Origin of the sequence: Streptomyces albidicamelliae (assembly GCF_025642175.1) — a bacterium.
Classification (GTDB): domain Bacteria; phylum Actinomycetota; class Actinomycetes; order Streptomycetales; family Streptomycetaceae; genus Streptomyces; species Streptomyces albidocamelliae.
Window position 1 is genome coordinate 7,922,183 of the sequence record NZ_CP106795.1, and the last position, 20,889, is coordinate 7,943,071.

Genomic DNA, 20,889 nt, shown 5'->3' on the forward strand with positions numbered 1-20,889 from the left:
CTTGCGGCATGCGGCTCCTGCTCATCGAAGACGACGACCGAATCGCCGGCCCCCTCACCGAAGGGCTCGGGCGCTACGGCTTCACCGTGGACCACGCCCGCACCGGTGCCGCCGGACTGGCCGGCACCGAGGGCGCTCCGGACCTGGTCCTGCTCGACCTCGGCCTGCCCGACATGGACGGTCTGGACGTCTGCCGCAGTCTGCGCGCCCGCTCCGCCGTACCGATCATCATGATCACCGCGAGGGGAGAGGAGGCCGACCGTATCGTCGGCCTGGAACTGGGCGCCGACGACTACCTCGCCAAGCCGTTCGGCGTACGGGAGTTGGTGGCCCGCATCCGTGCTGTCACCCGGCGCACCAGCGGCGAGCTGACCTACCCCGCGCCCGCCCGTCCCGCCGCCGGGGTCCCCGGGCCACAGGTGCTCGGCGCCCTGGAGATCAACCGCCGTACCCGGCAGGTCCACCTCCGCGGCGAGGAAGTGGCCCTCACCCCCCGCGAGTTCGACCTCCTCGTCTTCCTCGCGGGGGACCCGGGCACGGTGCACTCCCGGCAACAGATCATGGACACGGTCTGGGACCCCCACTTCTTCGGCCCCACCAAGACCCTCGACGCCCATGTGGCCGCCCTGCGCCGCAAGCTCGGCGACCCGGCCTGGATCACCACGGCTCGTGGCGTCGGCTTCCGCCTCACCGTCCCCGGCGCCGACGGGGAACCCGGAGCGGCCGGATGACCCGGCGCCTGCTGCTCAGCTACCTCGGCCTGGCGATCCTCGTCCTGGCCGGACTGGAGATCCCCCTCGGCTGGATCTACGCACGCGGCGAGATGACCCGCGCCTCCCAAGGCGTGGAGCGCGATGCCTCGATGCTCGCCGAGATCACCGAGGAGAACATCGAAGAGGGCAACCTGGAAGCCCTGCCCGAGGTCGTGGGCGACTACGCCACCCGCACCGGCCGCCATGTCGTCGTCACCGACCGGCAGGGTGTCGTCCTGGCCGACTCCGATCCGTCCGGTCGTATCGGCGTCAGCATCGCGGCCGCACCGGACATCGCCCGTGCCCTGCGCAACGAGCCGACGGTCGTCACCGGGGACGAGGTGCTCTCGGCCACGGTGCCCGGCTCCTCCGGCACCACCGTGCGGGGTTCCCTGCGGCTGACCAGTCCCACGGCCGAGGTCGACTCCCGCGTCCACCGCATCTGGGGCGCCCTGGCCCTGGCCGGGGCCTGCGTTCTGGCCGCGGTGGCGCTGGCCGCCTTCACCCTCGCCCGCTGGATCACCCGCCCCTTGCGCACGCTGGAGGCCGCCACCGCCCAGCTGGCCGACGGCCGGCTCACCAACCCGCCGGACACCACCACCGGCCCACCCGAACTGCGCAGCCTCGCCGTCTCGTTCACCCGTACGGCCACACGTCTGCAGCAACTGCTCAAGGCCCAGCAGGCGTTCGCCTCCGAAGCCTCCCACCAGCTGAAGACCCCGCTCACCGCCCTCCGGCTGCGCCTGGAGAACTTCGAGCCCTACCTCGACCCCCGCGCCCACGGTAGTCTGGAGGAGGCCGTCGACGAGGTGGAGCGCCTCAGCCGAATGGTGCAGGGCCTGCTTGCCCTGGCCCGCCTGGAGAACAGCGCCACCACGCCCGAACCGGTCGACCTGGACACCGTCATCGCCGACCGGGCCGCCATGTGGGAGCCGCTCGCCGCCGAGCAGTACGTCGCCCTCGCCATCACCGGCCGCGCGGCCGGCCGGGTGTGGGCGATCCCGGGCGCCCTGGAACAGATCATCGACAACCTGGTCGCCAACGCCCTGCGTGTCTCGCCACCCGGCACCACGGTCACGATCCACCGTGCGCCCGGTACCGGGCTCCACGTCATCGACCAGGGGCCCGGTATGACCGAGGCCGATCGCGCTCGCGCGTTCGACCGCTTCTGGCGCTCCTCCGACTCCCAGCACGACGGAACCGGACTCGGCCTGCCCATCGTCCGCCACTTGGTCCAGGCCTCCGGCGGCGACATCACCCTGCATCCGGCTCCCGGTACCGGCCTGGACGCCGCCGTGCGCCTGCGCCCGGTGACCGGGGACCGGTCACGTGAGGCGAGCGGCCGGCCCCGATCGAGGCCGGCCAGGTCGGCAGCGCCTTGACGGTCACGCGCCGGGACCGTGTGGGCGCGAGCGGCCTTCGAGGCGTCAGTTCATGAGCAGCAGGCGGGTGTTCGGCACCAGCTTCCGGTTCACGCTGGTGCTCTGTACGAAGATCGTGAAGTCGTCGTTGTGGTCCGGCTTGACGCGCACCTCCACGTCCGGCAGGCCGAGCAGGGCTCGGGCCTCCGGGCCCGTGTACACCCGGTCCGTCTTCTTCTCCAGCACCGCTATCTGCTTCCGCGCCTGGATCTTCTCCGACTTGCTCAACTGGTAGAAGGCGCCGCCCGTACGGTAGGTGTGGCCGCTCTCCACGACCCATTCCCGGATCGCCGCGTCCCGGGCCACCGGAATCAGCTCGTACTGCGCCGGATCCACCGGAGTGAGCCCGGCCGCCTCGATGGTGTCCTTGTTGACCGCCTCGGCCCCTACGGAGAACACAGCGCGCGAACCCCGGATGCCCTTGGTGCGGCCTACCATGAACTTCTCGGTGGCCTCCTGGATGACCTGGCCGGCCTCCTCCAGGCCCTGGGTGCTCGTGGCGTCCCAGATGGCGATGTTGTCCTTCGGGAAGCCGCACCGCATGGCCTCGCGCTTGCCCATCTGGTCCGGCACGAGGACGGCCAGCGTCCAGTTGTCCTGCTGCGTCTCGATCATCTCGGCCACGGCCCGCACCAGTTCACGAGGATCCCTGGTGGGGGCGTCGGGGCAGCGGTGACTCGCGTTCTCCTGACCGTCGGTGAGAACGAACGTCAGGAAGCTGTGGTCGCCGTACAGTTGGGCCGTCTGCGCCAGCTCCGCCTGCGATTTCAGTGCGGCCGCCAGCAGGGCCGTCATGCCACCGACGCGGTACAGCTGCCGCAGCGACGGCATCCGCAGCACGTCCTTGTCGTAGATGACGCACTCCACCTTGTCGGCGAAGACGTACACCGTGACGCGGGTCTCCTGGTCCAGCTCCCTGGACCGGCGGGCGAGATAGGCGATCTGCTGGTCGGCGACCTCGATGACCTTGCTGCTCAGATGCCTCATCGACGAGCTCGCGTCCAGCACCAGGGCAACGTGGTTGATGTAGTTCTGGGTTCCTGACATGACAGCTCCCCCTCGTTCCGTCTTGATGTTCCAACTCTCTCACCCACCACTGACAATCGATCTTGAGCTCGGACCGTTCCTGAGTGCATCGGCCACCATGGCCGCCCGGAATTTTTATGTTCCGACTGTCTGGCAGATGCCGAAATGCCATGATGTGAAGGGTCTGTTGGCTTGATTTCGGGGTTGGGGCCGATCGGTTCGGGCCGTCGGCGGCTTCACAGGGGTAGGGGCAGTGTGCGCGACAGCGGGGAATTCCAGGCCGGTGACCGGAACGCCACGGGCGGAGTGACGGACGCCGGTACTGCATCGTGTCAACCAGGTTTGGATGCAGTCGAGTTGGATGCCGTCGAGGGGGTCCGAGACTTCGGCAGGGCACTGACGCGGTTGCGTCAGCGGGCCGGGCTCAGCGTGCGCGATGTGTCCGCGGCGTCAGGCATCGCGCTCAGTACGCTCAGCGGATACTTCGCCGGTACGCATCTTCCCGCCGTCGGGCAGGAGTTACGGCTGAGCCGGCTCCTCACCGCCTGCCGCGTCGGCGCGTCCGAGCAGGAAGCCTGGCACGAGGTCTGGCACCGGCTGCGGGATGCCGCCCGGTCGGCGCATCCGGACAACCGTGCCGTCCGGGAGCCGCGGTCCGTGCGGCCCCAAGCTACGGGACCGGTGCCGGCCGAAGCCCCCTCGCCCCGCGCCGCCGCCCGATCCCGGCTGGTCGGAGTGCCCGCCCCGGCGCCACGGAGCGAGACCGCCGCGGGTGGCCGGGCGGGCCGGGCACTGCTGCGCAGCATCCGGCCGCCGCTCGCCAGACTGTCGCATGAACCCGTGGTCCGCGGGCGGGACGGGCTCGTCGGCCGGCTCGCGACCGCCCTGGGCACCGCCTCCACCCCACGTGTGCACGTCCTGTGCGGGCTAGCCGGAGTGGGGAAGAGTACCGTCGCCCTCACCCTGGCCAGGGCGGCCGTGGCACACGGCGCGCAGGTCTGGTGGGTGGGCGCCGACAGCGCTGCGGCGACAGCCGACGCCATGTACGCGCTCGCTGCCGAACTGGGCGCCTCCCGGAACCAGTTGGAGCACTCCAGCCTTCCTGACCTGGTGTGGCGGCTGCTGAGTGCCCAGCGACGGCCCTGGCTGCTGGTCGTCGACGGCGCGGACGACACCGACGACGTACTTGCCCCGGGCGGCGGGCGGGTGGTGGACGGCACCGGCTGGGTCCGCCCGGTGTCCGGTATGCAGGGCATGGTGCTGGTCACCACCCGGGACGGGCGCACCTGGCGCCATCCGGGGCCCAGCGGTCCGGCTCGGGGCGCCTGGTTCGACGCCCACCTGGTGGCGCCGCTGGCCAGCGGCGACGCGGCGCGGGTGCTGCTGGAACTGGCTCCCCGCGGCGGCGGCCCGGCCGAGGCCCTCGCCCTCGCCGAACGGCTCGGGGTCTGCCGCTGGAGCTGCGGCTGGCCGGCGGGGTGCTCGCCGCCGCTGCTCGCGTTCCGATCGACTTCGCCGATGCGGAAACGCCCCGCACCTTCGCCGACTACGCCGCCTCGCTCGACCGGGGCGGCGACCCCAGCGCGCTGGCCGCGCCCCACCGACCGGCCCCCATGGGCCGGAGCTGGCGACTCTCCCTGGACATGCTGGAGCGCTGCGGACTGCAGGCGGCGCGTCCCCTGCTGCACCTGGCCGCATGTCTGGCCCCCGGCCCGTTCCCGTGGACGAGAGTGCTGCGTCCCGACGTGCTCGCCGGATCGCCGCTCTTCCCCGGGCTGGGCGCGCTTTCCCTGTGCGAACTGGTGGACGCGTTGGTCGACCTGGGCTTCGTCACCCGGCACCGCGAGGGCGACACCGAGTTGCTGACCCTGCCCTCCCCGGTGCGCCGACTCTTCCGGGACACCACCGAGGTACGCACTCGGCTGGCGGACTACTTCGAGTTGCTGACCCGGTTGCTGATGGTGGCCTTCGCCGAGTACGAGGCCCGTGACCCGGCCGCCTGGCCGGGCCTGGAAGTCCTTGCGGGTCAGGAGCAGGCGGCTCTCGACCTGGTCGACGACCTCGGCGGCGGCACCGGTGTCCCCGCGGTGCCAGACGACCTGCTGCTCCCGGTCCGGCTGGCCACCTGCCACCGACGTGTGAGCGGACGTCTCCGGGAGGCCGAACGGATCTGCACCGACGCTCTGCCCAAGAGCCGGCGCCTGCTCGGCCCTGACCACCCTGATGTACTCGCCCTGGAACACGAGTTGGGCCGCATCAGGCTCGGCTGCGGCGACGCGGCTCGTGCCGTGCGTGAACTGCGCGCCGTGCTCGACGCCCGGGTACGTGTGCTCGGCCAGACCGACCCGGACACGCTCACCACACAGCATTACCTCGCCCGGGCGCTGCTGGCACTGGGCCGCGTCCAGGAGGCGCACGTGTGGTTCGCTCGTACGCTGGCGGCCCGCACCCGGATCCTCGGACCCGGCCACCAGGACACCCTGGCGACCCGGCACGACCTGGGCCTGGTCCTGCTGGAACAGGGCCGGTACACCGTCGCCGCCGAGATCCTGCGGACCGTCCTGGCCGAGCGCACGGTGCTGCTCGGCGCCGACCATCCGGCCACCCTGGTGACCCGTCAGCATCTGACGCGGCTCGTCGTGGAGACGCACGGGCCGGACTCGGCCAGGGACGCCTACCGGGAACTGGCGTCGGAGTGCACCCGCGTCCTGGGTAACGCCCATCCGCACGCGCCTGGCCCCCGTAGGGCCCTCGACGAGCCCACCGGGGCACCGGACGGCGCGGCGCTGCCCAGGACGCGACACCGCGGCGATTCCAGCGGGGAACCCGGTCGCCCGCCTCACCCCGCCGGATCGAACGGCTGAAGCGCCGGCCGGTCTGCCGGGGGCAGGGCGTGCAGCTTCTTCAGGCCGGACACGTCGACGAACCGCGCGTGGGCCGCCGGCACGGCGTGGGCCAGCACCGATTCCAGATAGCGCGCCGGCAAGGTGCCGAGGTCCGCCGCGAGCGGACCGGTGAACCCCGCCATGTCCAGTGTCCGCGCGGCCCGAGCCGCCCAGGCCCTTGCGACGGCCAACGCCGGGGTCACTCCGGACCGTCGGACGATCCCGTACGCGGCGGCCGTCTCCCGCGCTGTCGCTTCCGGCCGCAGCAGCCCGGCGAGCTTCTCTCCGCCCGGCGCGCGGGCCGCCAGCAGCACCGGCAGCGTGTACACGCCCTGCGGTACGTCGTGCTCCACGGGTTTGCCCCAGCGCTCGGACGTGGAGAGTACGTCCATCAGGTCGTCGGCGATCTGGAACACCACGCCCAGGCAGGTGCCGTAGCGGGCGGCTGCGTCGGCCGCGGCGGACGCCGGCGCTTGCGGCCTGTCGGCGAGTACCCCGAGGACACAGGCCGCGCTGATCAGGGCGGCGGTCTTGCCCCGTACCTGGCGCAGGTACTCAGCGGGGGGAATCAACCGGTGCCGGTGGGCGGACTCCAGCGCCTGGCCGTCGCACATCTCCAAGAACGCCGCGGACCAGACCCGGTGCGCCTCCGGCCCCGCGTCCGCGAGCAGCAGGCCCGCTGCCGCGAGCAGCCGGTCGCCGCCGACGACGGCCCCGGCGGCCAGATGGGTACGGTGGAGTGTCGGCAGGCCACCGCGCGTGGTCGCGTCGTCCATCAGGTCGTCGTGCACGAGGGAGGCCAAGTGCAGCAGTTCCACCGCGGCGGCCCGGCGCAACATCCGGGGCCCGGAGTCTGCCCCGGCGGCCCGTGCGAAGGCCATCAGCAGGCCCGGCCGCAGCCGCTTGCCCGTGCGTCGCACGGTGTTGCTCAGCGCCGCGCTGAGCGAAGGCACCGGACCGAGGGCCGCGTCCGTCAGCAACTCCTCGAATCTCTCGGCACGCGCACGCGGCAGGGTCAGACATGCCAGCACCTCGGCCGGTGCCTCGCGGCCCGACAGGGCGAGTACGGTGCCCGTCATGACGCGGCCCCGGTTGCCCCGGTGCCGAGCGCATCGCGCCGGGCCCGCACCGTGCGCAGCCGCGCCACCGCCAGCACCGCCGCGAACCAGCCCGCCACCGCAAGGGCCAGTCGGGCGGCGGACGGCCCCGGCAGCACCGCCGCGCAGCCAAGGAGGAAGGCGAGCGTGTTGCCGAACGACCAGCCCCCGTTGCGCAGCCATCCGGGCGGCAGCTGACCCCGCCTCGACGGGGCCGTCAGCTCGGACCGTGAGACGTCGGCGAACGGACCGGGCCCCGTGAACAGTCGCGCAAGGCCTGCCGACGAGGCGAGCGCCAGCACAGCCCCGCCCATGGCGAGCACCGCCTGGCGGACGTCCCAGCCACGTACCCCGAGCACCACGGCCGCCGCGACCGTGCACCCCGCGACGCCCACCTGTGCGGAGAGCACGAACACGAGATAGCGCCGCGGGAAGTGGAACCCGCCCTCGTGACGGGTGCGCACGCCGAGCGCGATCGCCGTGGTGCGCGACCCCGCCGAGCGGTCCGTGGCGATGTCCTTCAGATTGCCCACCGAACTGTTGGTGGCCACCATGTGGAACCCGAATCCCACGACCAACAGGCAGACGGGAAGGCCCGCGTGACCGCCCCGCGCCAGTGCCACCAGGGGAAGGGGCGCGGCCATCGCCACCCCGAACAGATAGTCCCAGAGCATGGGGGAGCCCCTCTCCGGTGACTTCTGGAGGATGTTCAGCCACGCGGTCAGCACCACGACACCGACCAGCCCGGCCCGTGCCACCGTGCCGTCCGCCAGGGCCCAGGCTGCGGCGGCCAGGACGGCGGCCTCGGTCACCGCCCAGCCCGCGACAGTCGCCGGGGCCACCGCGCCGCGCACCAGCGGGCTGCGCAGCCGCGCCGGGTTCAACCGGTCGGAGGCCAGGTCGGTGAGGTCGTTGACATGGCAGGCGAAAGCCTGGAGCAGGGTGCCCGCGCCGATCAGCACCAGCCAGCCGCCGACGCCGAGACCGGGCACGAGGAGCCCTCCCACCACGTACGGGATCCAGGTGAAGACCGCGACGGGCAGGCGCGACAGGGCCAGGTAGTGGGAGACGCCCCCGAGCGCAGGTGGGGCAGAGGACCGGGTATCGGTCCACGCGAGGTCAGTGGTCATGATTGCCCTCCGGCAGGCTGGGGCGGCGCGCCGACCGGCGCGACCTCGAAGAAGGGGACCCGGGCGGCCAGTCCGCGCCGACCCCGGTCGAGAGTCCGGCGGACAGGAGCGGGAAGACGCCTCTCGGCCGTCTCGCAGGCGGCGCCGACGACCACGCCGATATGGAAGAGCGTGAGCCAGGCAAGCAGCATCCGGTGGCGTGCGCCGGGACCGCGGCCGTAGAAGTCGGCCAGGTCCCGGCGTGCCGCGGCGAACCGGCGGCCGGCCTCGCGGACGGCACGGAACCCCGGACCGACGGGCGAGACGCGGCCGTCTGCGCGGTCCTCGTAGCGGTCCTCCAGGTCGTCCATGTACTGGAGGTAGGAGCCGAACGAGCGCAGCGCGGACTCCTCCGCGGGTCCGAAGCCGGCGTTGACGGCGGCGAAGTAGAGACACAGTGAGTGGTGCCCCTTGTCGCTTGTCAGCTCCTCCAGCGCGGCCGGTTCCATGGCCGAAGGTCCCATCTGCTCGCGGGAGCGCCGCTGGGTCGCGAGCATGCGGACCAGATACGGGCGGACCGCGTCCGCGTCGGCGACCGAGGTCCAGCAGCGGGCGGCCAGTTCTCCCAGCACGCTCTGCCAGACATCCCCCGGATCCGGGACCCGGGTGCCGAGCACCACCTCCTCCAGCGGTCCGGTCCGGGCTCCGGCGGCCGGACGGTCGTAGACATGGTCGAGGAGATGGGTGACCGTCCCCAGCAGGACTCCGAGCCGGGTGTCGTGCGGCGCGCGGCGCAGCGTCGCGTAGAGGAAGAGCAGCGCGTTGATCCGGTGCACGGTGTGGGTGAGGTGGCGGCGCTCCGCGACACCGAGGCGGGAGTCGAGATGGAACAGCAACTCATCTCGCAGGAGACCGAGTTCGTGGGCGGCGCGGGCGCACTCGGCGTTGGCGGTGCGCCAGGGCAGGGCACGGCGGCGACGGGTCGTTCTCAACGGATCACCTCTCGTCGGGTGAAGAGAGCGGTCACGGTCGGTGGTCCGGCGGCGGCCGGTCCGGCGGAGGACGGAGGCGTGCGGCCGCGCACCAGCCGGGTCACGGCTGCCAGGTGCAACCAGCAGACCAGCCCGTCGGTGAAGCGCCGGGTGCGGTACGGCCCGTACAGCGCGGCCAGCAGGGCCTCCACGTGGGACAGCTCCGCGTAGAGCGCGCCGAGCGGAAGGTTGCCGCAGGTCGCTGCTGTGCGGAGCCCGGCGCGCAGGTCGACGGCCAGGTCCTCGTAGTCGTCGACCAGTTGCAAGAAGCCGCCCAGGGCCAGCAGCGCCTTCCGCTGGGCCGGCGCCGGGGCGGGCTGCACCAGGCCGCCGAGCACGAGCATGCCCAGCCCGCCTTTGTGGCGCGAGGCCCGCACGAGCTCGGGCGCGCTCGGCCGGCGGTCCCCGGGCGGGCGCAGGGAGGCGTGCTGGGCGGCGTGCAGCTGGGAAAGCGCGCCGTAGGAGACCGGATGGCGATCGGCGGGGAGCCGCTCCCGCAATGCGGCGAACAGCACGGCGGCCGACTCCGCGGGGGTGCCCGGCGCTTGCGGGGCGGGAGTCGTGGGCTCGGCGACCAGACGGTCGAGCACCGCAAGACCTTCGCCTCCGCGGGCCTCGTCGAAGGCGTCGTCGTACAGGCGGGTGAACGCGCCCGCCAGGACGGCGGTCGCCGGGTCGACCGGGTGGCCCGTGAGACGGGCATAACGGAGCACGAGCAGGCCGCCCTTGACCGCCCAGGGCAGCAGCCGTCGACCGAGGGCGCCGTCGGCGCCCCCGGGCAGCAGGGGTGCCACCGCGGACGCGTGGGCCGCGGCGAGAGTCCGGCAGTCGGCGTTGACGGCCGGCAGGGTCGGCAGTAGCCGCACCGCCTGCCCGGGGACGCGCAGGGCCTCACAGAGCACCCGGCAGCGGCCGATCGGTGAGGGCGGGGCCGGCGCGGCGGGGGGAGCAGGGAACGGTTCAGGGTCGTTCATACCAGTATCCGCATCGAGTGAGGTCCTTGCGCGCGCTGCGGGAGACCGCCATCAGCGCATACGTGGAGAACATGCCGCCGCGGTGGAATCCGCGGGGCGAGGCGTGCACGGTGATGTCGTCGAGCTGGCTCCAGCGGGCCCGCCCGGCCCGGACGTCCACACGCAGGCGCTCCAGGAGGGCCACGTCCTCGTAGGCGTAGAGGTCCTGCGGATAGCCGCCGACCGAGGTGAACCAGCCGGCCCGCACGGCCAGCACGCCGAAGGACATGTGCTTGACCTTGGTCAGCAGCCGCAGCGCGCCGTGCGCGCACAACCGGGTGATGGGGTCGATCTCGGCGGGCTCCAGCACGACACGCACGCCGGCCGCGGTGAGTCCGGCGTCTTCGCCGAAACGGGCGGCCAGGCCGGGCAGGAAGCCCAACGGGACCCGGTAGTCGGCGTCCGTGAACACCAGCAGATCACCATCAGCCGCCTGGGCACCTGCGTTCCGTGCCCGAGCCACTCCGCGCTCCGGCATCGTCACCACCCGCGCGCCGTAGGCGCGGGCGAGGCCGGCTGTGGCATCGGTGCTTCCGTTGTCGGCGACGACGAGTTCGCAGTTCACGGGGGAACCGAGGTCGGCGAGACGGAGTGCGGAGTGGCGCAGCGAGCCGAGGGACCTGGGCAGGAACGACTCCTCGTTCCAGGCGGGCACGATCACCGAGATCCCCCGGACGTGCGGCGCGGACTTCGTGCTGTCGGGGGCCGTCACCTGTCGCCCGCCGTACGGACGAGCATTCGGTGGTGTCCGGCCAGAGGTACCACCCGGTGCAGGACGGCGGAGGCGGCTTCCAGTGGCAGCGACAGGCCCGCCGCCGTCAGGGCGGCCACTGAGCCCACGGCCGCCGCTGCCGGCCCCAGTCGGCGGCGTTGGTGCGGATGGGGCAGAAGCGGCTCGAAGAGCAGCGCAGCCGAGACGGCGTACTCGCCGGGGAGATAGATCGGCCGGGAGGCGTCGACACGGCCGTCCGGGCAGGCACGGCGCAGAGTCTCGGCGAGCGAGGCCCGCGAAGGGATGTGCCGGTGGAACGGCGGAAGCAGCGGGAACCAGTGCGCTCCGTACAGCCGCCCGGCGAGCCCGCCCACGACGGGTACCTCCACGCACAGCGCTCCGCCCGGGGCGAGCAGTGAGGAGGCTCGCCACAGTACGGCCTCCGGGTCGGGGCAGTGTTCCAGCAGATGGAACAGTGTCACGACGTCGTAGCGCAGATCGGTCTCGAAGCGGGTGAAGTCGGCCTGGTGGACGGCGAGTCCGCGCGCCCGGGCCCGCGCCGCGAGCACGGGGTCGGCCTCCACTCCGGTGCCGCGGACACCGTGGCGTACGGCGAGATGCGCGAGGAAGCCCCCGGTCCCGCAGCCCACGTCGAGCACCCGGCTGCCCGGGGAGAGGACACCGTGCCGGGCCAGCCAGCGGGCGCGCGGCCGGTAGACGAGCCGCTCGACGGTGGCACTGTCCATCGCCCCGGCAGTGAACGGCGACGCCGGTTCGCACAGCACATCCAGCACGTCGGTGCCTGTTGACACCTGACGGAGGTGCCCGCAGTGCGGACAGGCGGCGTAGCGGCTCGACGCACCGGTGCCGAACGCCGCGTCGCGTGCCGTGAATGCGCGGCCGTCGTGGACCGGGCGAAGGCAGCCGGGACACGGCTCGGACTCGGCCGGCCGATCGTGCCGCAGGAGAGCCGGACGGCCGGCCGCCGGCCCGGCGGAGATGAGCGCGCCGAGGCGGGCCGGGCGCAAGCGGTCGGCCAGCATCCCCCGCCACTGGGCCGAGACCAGGTCGCGCGGCCCACAGCGGCGGAAACCGGCGTGCCGGACGAGGTGCCGGGCGAACCGTTGCCGGGTCGTGAGCACCAGGCTGGTGCGGGCCCCTGGTAGCGCCGCTGCGATCAGCAGGCGCGCGGTGCCGCTCCCTCTGAACCCGGGGCGGACGTACAGACCGGCGAGTTCCTGGGTGACGCCGTCGGCATGGCGGACACACAGCAGCCAGCCGCCGAGGTCACCGCGCTCGGTGACGGCGACCAGGAGGCGATCCTGGTCGTAGGCCAGGCCCAGCTCCTCGAACGTACGGGGGGCCAGGGACGTGTGCGCGCGCAGGGTGCGCTGCACGGTCCACAGCAACTCCGCTCGGCCCTCGGGCATGAGGTCGCGGGCGGGACCGACGGCGAGGGGGGCGGCGGTGGACTGGTGTGTCACGGGGCGGAGACCCTTCGGTCGGGACGGATCTGGCGGGGCGCTGCAGGCGGCCGCGGCGGGTGACGGCGGGGTGACCGGGGCGAGCGGTCGGTCGGTCGCGAAGCGGAGGCCGGGCCTGAGGCCGCGGGGCCCGGCCGGGCGCGGCGAGGTGCACTCGGGCCGGCCGGGACAGGAGCGCCGCGGTGGCCTGTCCGGAACGGCGCACGGTGGTCGGCCGGTGAAAGGAAGGTTCGCGGTGTCTGTCATGTTCTGGCGCCTCGGGCTGACGGCGTGGCATCCGTACCGCCGGAATCCCGGCCCTGGACCGTCAGGACGGTGAGACTGCGGAAGTAGCGGATCCGGTCGGCGCCGAGCAGCGTCCGCTCGAGTCGGCGGTCCGGGCGGAGGCGCTCACGGAGGCCGCTCGGCACCTCCAGCCGGCGACGGCGCGAGCAGGCCAGCACGCGGGCGCCCGGTGCCGCCGTCCGGACCACCTCGGCCAGCAGGGCGTGCCATCCCGCCGGCGTGAGCCAGTCGGCCACGTTGGACAACGCGAACCTGTCGATGCCGCCCGCTGGTTCGGCGCGCAGCCGCTGCCGGACGTCGCCGTGCCGCAGCACCAGCCGGTCGGCCCGTGTCGCCAGCCCGGGGTAGTCGACGGGGGCCGGGCAGCACAGAGGTCGGTGCGCGCCGTCGGCAACCCGGCGCAGCAGCAGCGCCGTACGCTGCGGAGCTGCTCCTGCGAAGGGCAGCCACAGCGGACCCGCGAGCGTCGCGAGTCGACTGACCGCGCCCTGCCAGAGCAGCCCGGCGTCGATCATGTCCAGCCTGCCGTCCCAGAACTGCCGTACCGGATCCGGCAGTTCCGGCCGGAGTGCCTGATAGGCGGCGGTCGCCGGGCTGCCGCCCCGGCCGCGCGAGCCAGGGGAGGCGCCGAGCAGGGCCAGGTAGCCGTCGTGCGGCAGAAAGGCCACGGCCGTGCGCTTGAGCTCGGTGAGATGCAGCTGCGGAAGGGACAGATCCACGGCCGTGACCCGGCGCGGGTTCGTCGCCAGCAACGCGATCCCGATGTCACCGGCGGACGCGAGACAGAGGACATGCTGGCCGGGTTCGACCCGCAGTGCCTGCAGGACGGTCCTGGGGTCTTCGAGCGTGGCGGAGAAAGCGATCGGCCCGAGCAGCCGGTTGCCCCGGCGGTACAACCGCCGTGAGAGGGCGATCGGGTCGTGCGCGGGTACGGCCGCAGGATTGGCGCGCGTTGTCATAGCGGATCCCTGGAGTGGGCGAGTCGGGCCGCGGCGGTGGCCGCGGTACGGGCGGCCAGCGCCGCCGCAGGGCGTGCACCGCCGTACAGGACGCGGTGCCCGGCGCGTTCCACGAGCCCGCCGGCCGGGTCGCCGAGCCCGAAGAAGTCGACGTACACCGGACCGGCGGGGCGCAGCAGCACATTGGGCAGCACCAGTCCGCGCCGGGAGGGACGTGGCACGACGTCCAGACCGATCCCGTCGTCCTCAGCGATGATCTGGGCCAGGCCCAGCAGCACGGCGAGGGCGGCGCCCGCCGCGCCCGGTTCGGTCGGCAGTGCACGGGCGATCCGAGGGCCCACGTCCTGCTGGAGCAACGTGGGCACGTCGACGATGCCCAGCTCGGGGAAGTCCGCGGTGGTGAGCACGGACGGCTCCGGAGCGAAGCTCACCGCGGCACGCGTGCCGAACATCTGGTCCACAAGGAGGTGCCGACGGGTGGCCGGCAGCCTGGGCGCGGTCCGGCGCAGCACGGCGTCGGCCGCGTCCGGGGCGATCGCGCGGATCCGGGCCACCGCCCGGTCGTGTCCGTACCGCAGCCGCGCGGCCTGGGCGCGTGTCGGCCGGAACGGGTTGTCGGGCAATGGAAGGTGGCGCAGCGGCTCCGCCCACAGCGGCTCTGCCGGCCGCCCGCCCGCGGCTCCGGTGTGCAGCGCCCGACGCAAGTCGTCGACCTTCAAGAACTTCGCCACCAGCCCGTCGCCGAGCCGCCCGAGGTAAGCCGTCGAGCCGCCCTGCCGGTACGGCAGCCGCACCTTGACCGCACGCGTCCCGTGCGCCCCGATCACCACGCTCAGGCACAGCACCCGGGAGCCCGTCGACGCGGCCGCGGTCATGGCAGCCTCCGGGGCCCCAGCACGGAGCCCGCCGACCGCCAGCCGGGGATCGCCCTGTCCGCGCCGGCGCGGGCCCTCAGCCACAGCTCCCTCAGCCGTTCGGCGAGGACGGCCGGCGGTGGCAGTGGATCGCCCGGTGGCAAGAACACGTCGAGAGGCACCGGTGCGTCGGCGTAGACGTAGGGGCCCGGGTCCCGGACGGCCAGCCGCAGCCGGGCGGCTGCCCGCATCCCCGGGTGGGCCCCGAGCACCCGGGCCGCCAGCAGGTGGGCGTCGCGCACCCCGTACACCATGGGGATCAGGTGAATCGGCCGTGTTGAGGACTGGGTCCCCCGGGCCCGGGCCAGGGACCGCACCAGATGACCGATCCCGGGCTGCCAGGGCGCCCCGGGGTGCAGGGAGCCGCTCGGGAACACATGCACGCCCGCGCCGCCGGAACCGATCAGCCGGCCCGCCCGCGCCAGCTGCGCGGCGTTGGCGCGGCGGGCGGCGAAGTCGTCGCGAGCCGGCCACAGTGCGCGCTCCACGGCGTCCAGCGCGCGAGCGCGGAGCCCGGCGGGAGTGGGGGCGGGTGAGTCCGGGCGGGCTAGCGGCAGCACCACTCGGGCAAGGTTCGGACCGACCCTGGCGACGAAGTCACCGGCCAGATAGTGAATGTCCGTCCGTGTCAGCAGAGCGTTGAACAGGGCGGGTTCGAGGCCGCAGGCGTGGTTGCCGAAGGCGAGGAACGGCTCGTGGTCCAGCACCCGCCAGGTATCAGGATGGAGTTCGCAGCGGGGCTGCAGATCCCATTCCTCCAGCATCGCCCTGGAGCCCGGGCCCACTCCCCAGGTGCCGATCGCGGCGTCGTAGCGCAGCAGCGCGGTGCACAGCTCGGTCACCGGCAGCACGCTCTCGACGATCCGTGCACCGGCCCGTGACAGCGGCCCGCGCCGGGTCGCCCGCAGGTAGACGTCCGTCGCGGCCCTCAGCCCGTCGCGGTGGAAGGCGTCGATCATTTCGTTCACAGTCGCCCTCACCGGCTCCCCCCGGATGCCGTGACCACGGCGGCCGGCCCGCGCCGCAGCAGCGCGACCAGGGGGCGGGTCGGGGCGGTAACGGGGGCGGGGCGACGCAGGCCGGACGCCGCCCGGCCGATCTCGCTCAGCAGCAGGAAGACATGGGCCTCGTCCAGCAGTCGGCGGGCCGGACGGCTCCCGTAGAGGTTCGCCAGCCCTGCCTCTGCGGCGGCCAGCCGCGCCCGCAGCTCAGCCCGACCGCAGGCCCCGGTGCCGGGCAGGGTGGCGATGCCGAGCATCGCGTCACGGGCCCGGTCGTGGTGGTCGTCGCACAGTTGCAGCGCCGCACCCAGTTCCGCGACCGCGGCCGCCTCGGCCGCGGTCATGCCCGGCCGGGCCAGGGCGAACAACACGACCATCGTGGCGCCCCCCTTGCCGTAAGTGATCTCCTCCAGCTCGGCGAGGGTCACGTCGGGCGCGGCCTGCCGGGCGGATCGGCACTGGTAGCGATGCACCGTGGCGAGAGCCGTGTACAGGACGTCCCCGGGTGGGCGGCCCAGACGCTGTTCGAGGGTCGAGAACAGGGCGCCCGCGAGTGCTTCGAGTGGATCGCGTGGCGTCCAGGGCCGGCCGGCGAACAGCCGGCCCGCGCGTTCGGCGAAGCCTGTCCGGCCGGGTTCGTCCAGCAGGTCGTCGTAGAGCCGCGCGAATGCACAGCCCAGCGCGGAGACGGCCGCATGCTCGCCGGTGAACCGTCGGCCCGCGGCCCGGCAGCAGGCCGCTACCATGTGACCGCCTTTGGCGCTCCAGGCCCGCAGCGCCGCTCCCAGCCGGTCCCTCTCAGGCCCCTTGGGCGTCTCCGCCGCCACCAGCGGCAGCACCACCTCGTCGAAGGCGGCGCAGCACAGCTGCGCGTCGTGCCACGCCGCACGCAGCACCGTGGGCGCGGCGGACAGCGCACGGACCGTCGTCCGCACGGCGCCCGATTGGCGCCGATCTTCGGCCACGGGGGGCGGACTGCCCGGTTCGGGAGCGAATATGGGAAACGGCTGGCGCACGGCAGCACCTTCTCTCTGGGGCTGGGCCCGCACGGCCCGGCCCGCCCGGTCGCCGAGGACACGGGAGGTGCGGGACCTGGACGGCTCCAGCACAGCGGGCCGCGCCCTCGGACAGAAAGTGCGACGACATCCTCCGGACGCTCTCGGACGGTCTCGGACGCCCATGCCGCCTTCTGCGCCCCGGTGCAGGTGGGCTGTCCACAATGCGGGGCTGGGACGCACTCCAGGTCGCGGGCGTCGCGAACTCCCGGCGTCCGAACCGGCACCGGACATCCCTGTGGCTGGAACCGCCATGAGTGTGGGTCGACAGCCGCAGGCCCCGTCCGAACGGGCCCGGTGGCTGTGCACGCCAGTTGGACGCCGCTGCCCGGCCCACCGGGCACGTCACACGAACCAGGCATGGCAGGGATCAGCAGAGCGCGGGCCGCGCCGGTGTCTTGCCGGCCGAGAAGACGGGCGAGTTCGTCGTGGGTGGCAGCCCAGACACTGCCGGGCGCGGCGAAGGGCAGAACGGGCCGGTCGCCTACAGCAGCAAAGGAGTTGTGGCCGCACAGCTCGCGGCGGCCAGGCCCGAGGGGTTCTCCCGCGGGCGCAGGAGGTCCGCGACCAGTCCGGCGACACAGCGGTGCCACAGGGCGGCCCGGCGCAGCATCGCGTGGTCGCCGTGCCGGATCAGGACGATGCCCGCGCGGGACTCCGCGAGCCGGGCCCGGCGGACGTAGCCCAGGGAGGCGTCCGGACTGGTCACGGTGTCGCGGTCACCGTGCAGGACGACGGCGCGTTTGCCGCGCAGGTGTGCCGTCGGTTCCTCCGGTGGCAGCCAGGGGGCGAGGGCGACGACACCACGTACCAGCGGATGGGAGGCCGCGCGCAGCGCCGCCCTGCCACCCATCGAGTGACCGATCAGGACCACCGGTACCGGACCCGCGAGCTCTTCGAGTTCGTCGAGCGCCCGGTAGGCGTCCTGGAGGGGATCCTCGTGGTTCCACCCCCGGTGCCGGTAGCGGACGTGTCCCAGCACGGCTTCCTGGAGGGAGACGGCCGACGCCGCGGTACGCAGTACCGGACGCATCCTCAGCGCCGCCGGATGCCAGGGCCGCGACGTCTGGTAGCCGTCCTCCCGTCCTCCGTGCAGGGTGATGACCGCGGCTTCCGGCTGCTGCGGGCAGTGCCGGACCCCCAGGGCCGGGACGGCCGGTCGGCCGTCGTGACCTCGCATCATCGATTCGACGCCTTCCTTCCTGGAGCCCACCCGCGGCGATCTCCCGTGCGGCTTGATGTTCCAGCCGGATCGGGTGCTGAGCAAGTGCTCCCCGCCGGCAGTGCGTCGGGCCGCCCCGTCCCTGCACGGACTTCGCCGGAGCAGTGCCTAGGTCTTACCCCCAGCGCCGGTGAGCCGGACCAGGTGAAGCGGAATATCCGTTGCGGAACGCGCCGCGGATTGGTGCGAAATCTTCTTTCACCTGATCGAGGGGACCACCAATCCGGTGGGCGGGCAGAACCGGATTCCCGGCGTGAGGGACGAAGAGAAGGATCAGCGAACACGGCCGGTTCTGCCGCGTCTTGCGCTGGGCGCGCTGAGCGGAGCGCTCGCCGGCTGCGCCGCCCTGGCCGTGGCCGAACTGGCCGCGGCGGCGGTGCGGCCGCAGGCCGGTCCGGTCGTCGCGGTCGGAGGCGCGGCCATCGACGTGACGCCCGCCCCGGTCAAGGACTGGGCGATCCGCCACTTCGGCACCGACGACAAGCTCGTCCTGCGGCTCGGCATCCTCGCCGTACTGGCCGTGCTGGCCCTGGCGTTGGGGGTGCTGGCGACACGGTTCAGGCGGGGCGGGGCCGCCGGGGTCCTGCTCTTCGGCGTCGTCGGGGCAGCGGCCGCCCTCAGCCGCCCCGATTCCCGTGGCATCACCGACGCCCTGCCGTCCGTCGTGGGGGCGCTCGCCGGAGGGCTGCTCCTGTACGTCCTGGTGTACCGCCTGACCACGGTGAGGCGGTCACCCGGAGCGGAGTCCGGAGCCTCGGCCGGGAAGGAGGCGGCCGGAAGGGCCGCCTCCGAGGACTGGGACCGCCGGGGGTTCGTGGTGGCCGCCGCCTCCGCCGCGGCCGCCTCGGCGGTCGTGGGTGCCGTCGGACGGTCGCTGAACGGCTCGCGCGGCCGGAACGCCGTAGCCTCGCGCCGGCGGGTCGTCCTGCCGCGCCCGGGGTCACCGGCACAGCCGGTACCCGAGCGGGCGGGGCCGCGGGTCCCCGGGATCAGTCCCTTCGTCACCCCGAACGAGGACTTCTACCGGGTGGACACCGCGCTGGTGGTGCCCAAGGTGGACGCCACCGGTTGGCGGCTGCGCGTTCACGGCAAGGGGGTGCACCGTCCGGCCGTCTACTCCTTCGACGACCTGCTGCGCAGGGAGCTGATCGAGCGGGACATCACGCTCACGTGCGTGTCGAACGAGGTCGGCGGGCCCTATGTCGGCAACGCCCGCTGGACCGGCGTACGACTGGCCGATCTGCTCGCCGAGTGCGGGGTGCGGCCCCCGTCCCACGGTGGCCCGGCGGACCAGCTGGTCGCCCGCTCGGTGGACGGCATGACGATCGGCACTCCCGTCGAGGACGTCATGGACGGTCGCGACGCGATGCTCGCCCTCGGCATGAACGGTGAACCCCTGCCCTTCGACCACGGCTTCCCCGTCCGCATGGTCGTCCCCGGCCTGTACGGATACGTGTCGGCCTGCAAGTGGATCGAGGACATCGAACTCACCACCTTCGCCTCCTACGACCCCTACTGGGTCAAGCGCGGCTGGGCGCGCAGGGCTCCCGTCAAGACCCAGTCGCGCATCGACACCCCCAGGCCGTTCGCCCGGCCCCGGGCAGGCACGGTGATGGTCGCCGGCGTCGCCTGGGCCCAGCACAGGGGCGTCGACAGGGTCGAGGTCCGCGTCGACGACGGCCCCTGGCAGGAGGCCCGCCTGGCCGCCGAGGACACCCGGGACACCTGGCGCCAGTGGTCCCACGCCTGGCAGGCCACCAAGGGCAGCCACACCCTCACGGTGCGCGCCACCGACCGCACGGGAGCCGTGCAGGCGGACAGACGCACCCGCACCATCCCCGACGGCGCCGGCGGACGGCACTCGGTGGTCGTCACCGTCGAGTGATCCGGGCGGGCCCCGTCACCCGGGCCTCGCGCCCTCCGGAGCCACATTTCCCCACACCCCCCGACGCAGCCGCACAGTGCTGCGCGATTCAACAGGAGAACATGATGAACACGCGTTTCCGCCGTACCACCGGCCTTCTCGCCGCGGCCGCCGTACTGCCCCTGGCCCTCACCGCCTGCTCCGGCGGCGACTCGGACAAGTCCGACTCCGCCGGCAAGGCGTCGGCCTCTGCCACGGAGAGCGCAGCCGACATGGGCGGTTCGAGCAGCGGCGCGAGCAACACGGACCAGCCGTTCGGTGCGGCTTGTTCGGCCGTGCCGAAGAACGGCGCCGGTTCCTTCGACGGCATGGCCAAGGACCCGGTGGCCACCGCCGCCTCCAACAACCCGGCGCTGTCCACCCTTGTGACCGCGGTGAAGAAGGCCGGCCTGGTCGACACCCTCAACAACGCCCAGGACATCACGGTGTTCGCGCCGACCAACGACGCCTTCAAGAAGATCCCCAAGGCGACCCTGGACAAGGTCCTGGCCGACAAGGCCCAGCTGACTAAGATCCTCACCTACCACGTCGTCGGCCAGAAGCTCGCGCCGAAGGACCTGGAGAACGGCTCCTTCGACACCCTGGAGAAGTCGAAGGTCACGACCTCCGGATCGGGCGAGTCCTACACGGTCAACGACAACGCCAAGGTCGTCTGCGGCAACGTGAAGACCGCCAACGCCAACGTCTACATCGTCGACACCGTTCTGATGCCCAAGATGTGACATCCACCGGCGCCCCCCGACGCCCTCCCCGGCACCCGTCGGCCCCGCACCGGGGCCGGCGGGCGCCCTTCGTCCGTCGGCGACGCCCAGCCGGCCCGCTTCCACGGTCCCCGGTTCGGTCCGCCGCCCGTACCGGAAGGCGATCAGCAGGCCGGAAGAGGACACTGGGACGAGCGGCCGGGAGGTGTCCGGCCCTCTTCCGCACGACGCTGCCGGCCTCGCCCCCCGCCGGCGACTGCCGGTGCCCGCGGGGCCCGCGGGACGTTCGCAACCTCAC

General features: G+C 73.2%; 17 protein-coding genes and 1 pseudogene. 6 read left to right on the forward strand and 12 right to left on the reverse strand.

Annotated features, from left to right (window positions below; genetic code table 11):
• Positions 1-8: 8 nt before the first annotated feature.
• Both N8I86_RS35825 and N8I86_RS35830 read left to right on the forward strand, forming a co-directional pair.
• A complete protein-coding gene (locus N8I86_RS35825) occupies positions 9-731 on the forward strand; it encodes a response regulator transcription factor (RefSeq protein WP_263279733.1) in 723 nt (240 codons plus the stop codon).
• Positions 728-2,134 (forward strand): sensor histidine kinase, encoded by a 1,407-nt coding sequence (locus N8I86_RS35830; RefSeq protein ID WP_263279734.1) that lies wholly within the window; start codon positions 728-730, stop codon positions 2,132-2,134. The genes N8I86_RS35825 and N8I86_RS35830 overlap by 4 nt, the downstream gene beginning before the upstream one ends.
• A 45-nt stretch (positions 2,135-2,179) precedes the next feature.
• Here N8I86_RS35830 and N8I86_RS35835 read toward each other — a convergent pair whose 3' ends face one another.
• Positions 2,180-3,220, reverse strand: a complete 1,041-nt coding sequence (locus tag N8I86_RS35835; RefSeq protein ID WP_263279735.1) for a vWA domain-containing protein — start codon at positions 3,218-3,220, stop codon at positions 2,180-2,182.
• Positions 3,221-3,505: 285 nt separating this feature from the next.
• On the opposite strand from N8I86_RS35835, the pseudogene N8I86_RS39515 reads away from it, so the two are divergent.
• Both N8I86_RS39515 and N8I86_RS35840 read left to right on the forward strand, forming a co-directional pair.
• A pseudogene (locus N8I86_RS39515) lies at positions 3,506-4,369 on the forward strand (AAA family ATPase); the annotation flags it as partial.
• Between the two features lie 308 nt (positions 4,370-4,677).
• Positions 4,678-6,063 (forward strand): tetratricopeptide repeat protein, encoded by a 1,386-nt coding sequence (locus N8I86_RS35840; RefSeq protein WP_263279736.1) that lies wholly within the window; start codon positions 4,678-4,680, stop codon positions 6,061-6,063.
• Here the strand turns inward: N8I86_RS35840 and N8I86_RS35845 are convergent.
• From N8I86_RS35845 to N8I86_RS35895, 11 genes are all read right to left on the reverse strand, one after another.
• Complete coding sequence (locus N8I86_RS35845; protein ID WP_263279737.1) at positions 6,039-7,163, reverse strand: polyprenyl synthetase family protein; 1,125 nt, start codon at positions 7,161-7,163, stop codon at positions 6,039-6,041. The two genes, N8I86_RS35840 and N8I86_RS35845, sit on opposite strands and share 25 nt — an antisense overlap.
• Positions 7,160-8,311: a UbiA family prenyltransferase gene (locus N8I86_RS35850; RefSeq protein WP_263279738.1), complete on the reverse strand. Its 1,152-nt coding sequence runs from the start codon at positions 8,309-8,311 to the stop codon at positions 7,160-7,162. The genes N8I86_RS35845 and N8I86_RS35850 overlap by 4 nt, the downstream gene beginning before the upstream one ends.
• Entirely contained in the window at positions 8,308-9,282 is a 975-nt protein-coding gene (locus N8I86_RS35855; RefSeq protein ID WP_263279739.1) for a hypothetical protein, read from the reverse strand. The genes N8I86_RS35850 and N8I86_RS35855 overlap by 4 nt, the downstream gene beginning before the upstream one ends.
• On the reverse strand, positions 9,279-10,295 hold the full coding sequence (locus tag N8I86_RS35860) for a class 1 isoprenoid biosynthesis enzyme (protein WP_143611346.1): 1,017 nt from the start codon (positions 10,293-10,295) through the stop codon (positions 9,279-9,281). The genes N8I86_RS35855 and N8I86_RS35860 overlap by 4 nt, the downstream gene beginning before the upstream one ends.
• Positions 10,282-11,046 (reverse strand): glycosyltransferase, encoded by a 765-nt coding sequence (locus N8I86_RS35865; protein WP_263279740.1) that lies wholly within the window; start codon positions 11,044-11,046, stop codon positions 10,282-10,284. Before N8I86_RS35865 ends, N8I86_RS35860 begins: the two co-directional genes overlap by 14 nt.
• Positions 11,043-12,530, reverse strand: coding sequence for a GNAT family N-acetyltransferase (locus tag N8I86_RS35870; RefSeq protein WP_263279741.1), 1,488 nt, complete (start codon positions 12,528-12,530; stop codon positions 11,043-11,045). The genes N8I86_RS35865 and N8I86_RS35870 overlap by 4 nt, the downstream gene beginning before the upstream one ends.
• Before the next feature lie 242 nt (positions 12,531-12,772).
• Complete coding sequence (locus tag N8I86_RS35875; RefSeq protein WP_263279742.1) at positions 12,773-13,774, reverse strand: BtaA family protein; 1,002 nt, start codon at positions 13,772-13,774, stop codon at positions 12,773-12,775.
• Entirely contained in the window at positions 13,771-14,649 is an 879-nt protein-coding gene (locus N8I86_RS35880) for a hypothetical protein (protein ID WP_263279743.1), read from the reverse strand. Before N8I86_RS35880 ends, N8I86_RS35875 begins: the two co-directional genes overlap by 4 nt.
• Positions 14,646-15,647 carry a hypothetical protein gene (locus tag N8I86_RS35885; protein ID WP_073898157.1) on the reverse strand — a complete coding sequence of 334 codons (1,002 nt, stop codon included), beginning with the start codon at positions 15,645-15,647 and terminating at the stop codon, positions 14,646-14,648. Before N8I86_RS35885 ends, N8I86_RS35880 begins: the two co-directional genes overlap by 4 nt.
• A 17-nt stretch (positions 15,648-15,664) precedes the next feature.
• Positions 15,665-16,624: a hypothetical protein gene (locus N8I86_RS35890; protein ID WP_073898158.1), complete on the reverse strand. Its 960-nt coding sequence runs from the start codon at positions 16,622-16,624 to the stop codon at positions 15,665-15,667.
• Between the two features lie 604 nt (positions 16,625-17,228).
• The gene (locus N8I86_RS35895; RefSeq protein WP_263279744.1) at positions 17,229-17,927 is read right to left on the reverse strand and encodes an alpha/beta hydrolase; all 699 of its coding nucleotides are present in this window, start codon (positions 17,925-17,927) and stop codon (positions 17,229-17,231) included.
• Positions 17,928-18,219: 292 nt separating this feature from the next.
• Here N8I86_RS35895 and N8I86_RS35900 point away from each other — a divergent pair, with 292 nt between their 5' ends.
• Positions 18,220-19,851 (forward strand): sulfite oxidase, encoded by a 1,632-nt coding sequence (locus N8I86_RS35900; protein WP_263279745.1) that lies wholly within the window; start codon positions 18,220-18,222, stop codon positions 19,849-19,851.
• 104 nt (positions 19,852-19,955) lie between these two features.
• A complete protein-coding gene (locus N8I86_RS35905) occupies positions 19,956-20,612 on the forward strand; it encodes a fasciclin domain-containing protein (protein WP_263280209.1) in 657 nt (218 codons plus the stop codon).
• Positions 20,613-20,889 lie beyond the last annotated feature (277 nt).

Bases quoted from the DNA above. Each gene is read 5' to 3' on its own strand.
- N8I86_RS35835 (WP_263279735.1), bottom strand. From the start codon at position 3,220: ATGTCAGGAACCCAGAACTACATCAACCACGTTGCCCTGGTGCTGGAC.
- N8I86_RS35850 (WP_263279738.1), bottom strand. From the start codon at position 8,311: ATGACCACTGACCTCGCGTGGACCGATACCCGGTCCTCTGCCCCACCT.
- N8I86_RS35825 (WP_263279733.1), top strand. From the start codon at position 9: ATGCGGCTCCTGCTCATCGAAGACGACGACCGAATCGCCGGCCCCCTC.
- N8I86_RS35875 (WP_263279742.1), bottom strand. From the start codon at position 13,774: ATGACAACGCGCGCCAATCCTGCGGCCGTACCCGCGCACGACCCGATC.
- N8I86_RS35860 (WP_143611346.1), bottom strand. From the start codon at position 10,295: ATGAACGACCCTGAACCGTTCCCTGCTCCCCCCGCCGCGCCGGCCCCG.
- N8I86_RS35895 (WP_263279744.1), bottom strand. From the start codon at position 17,927: ATGATGCGAGGTCACGACGGCCGACCGGCCGTCCCGGCCCTGGGGGTC.
- N8I86_RS35880 (WP_263279743.1), bottom strand. From the start codon at position 14,649: ATGACCGCGGCCGCGTCGACGGGCTCCCGGGTGCTGTGCCTGAGCGTG.
- N8I86_RS35905 (WP_263280209.1), top strand. From the start codon at position 19,956: ATGAACACGCGTTTCCGCCGTACCACCGGCCTTCTCGCCGCGGCCGCC.
- N8I86_RS35845 (WP_263279737.1), bottom strand. From the start codon at position 7,163: ATGACGGGCACCGTACTCGCCCTGTCGGGCCGCGAGGCACCGGCCGAG.
- N8I86_RS35830 (WP_263279734.1), top strand. From the start codon at position 728: ATGACCCGGCGCCTGCTGCTCAGCTACCTCGGCCTGGCGATCCTCGTC.
- N8I86_RS35885 (WP_073898157.1), bottom strand. From the start codon at position 15,647: ATGATCGACGCCTTCCACCGCGACGGGCTGAGGGCCGCGACGGACGTC.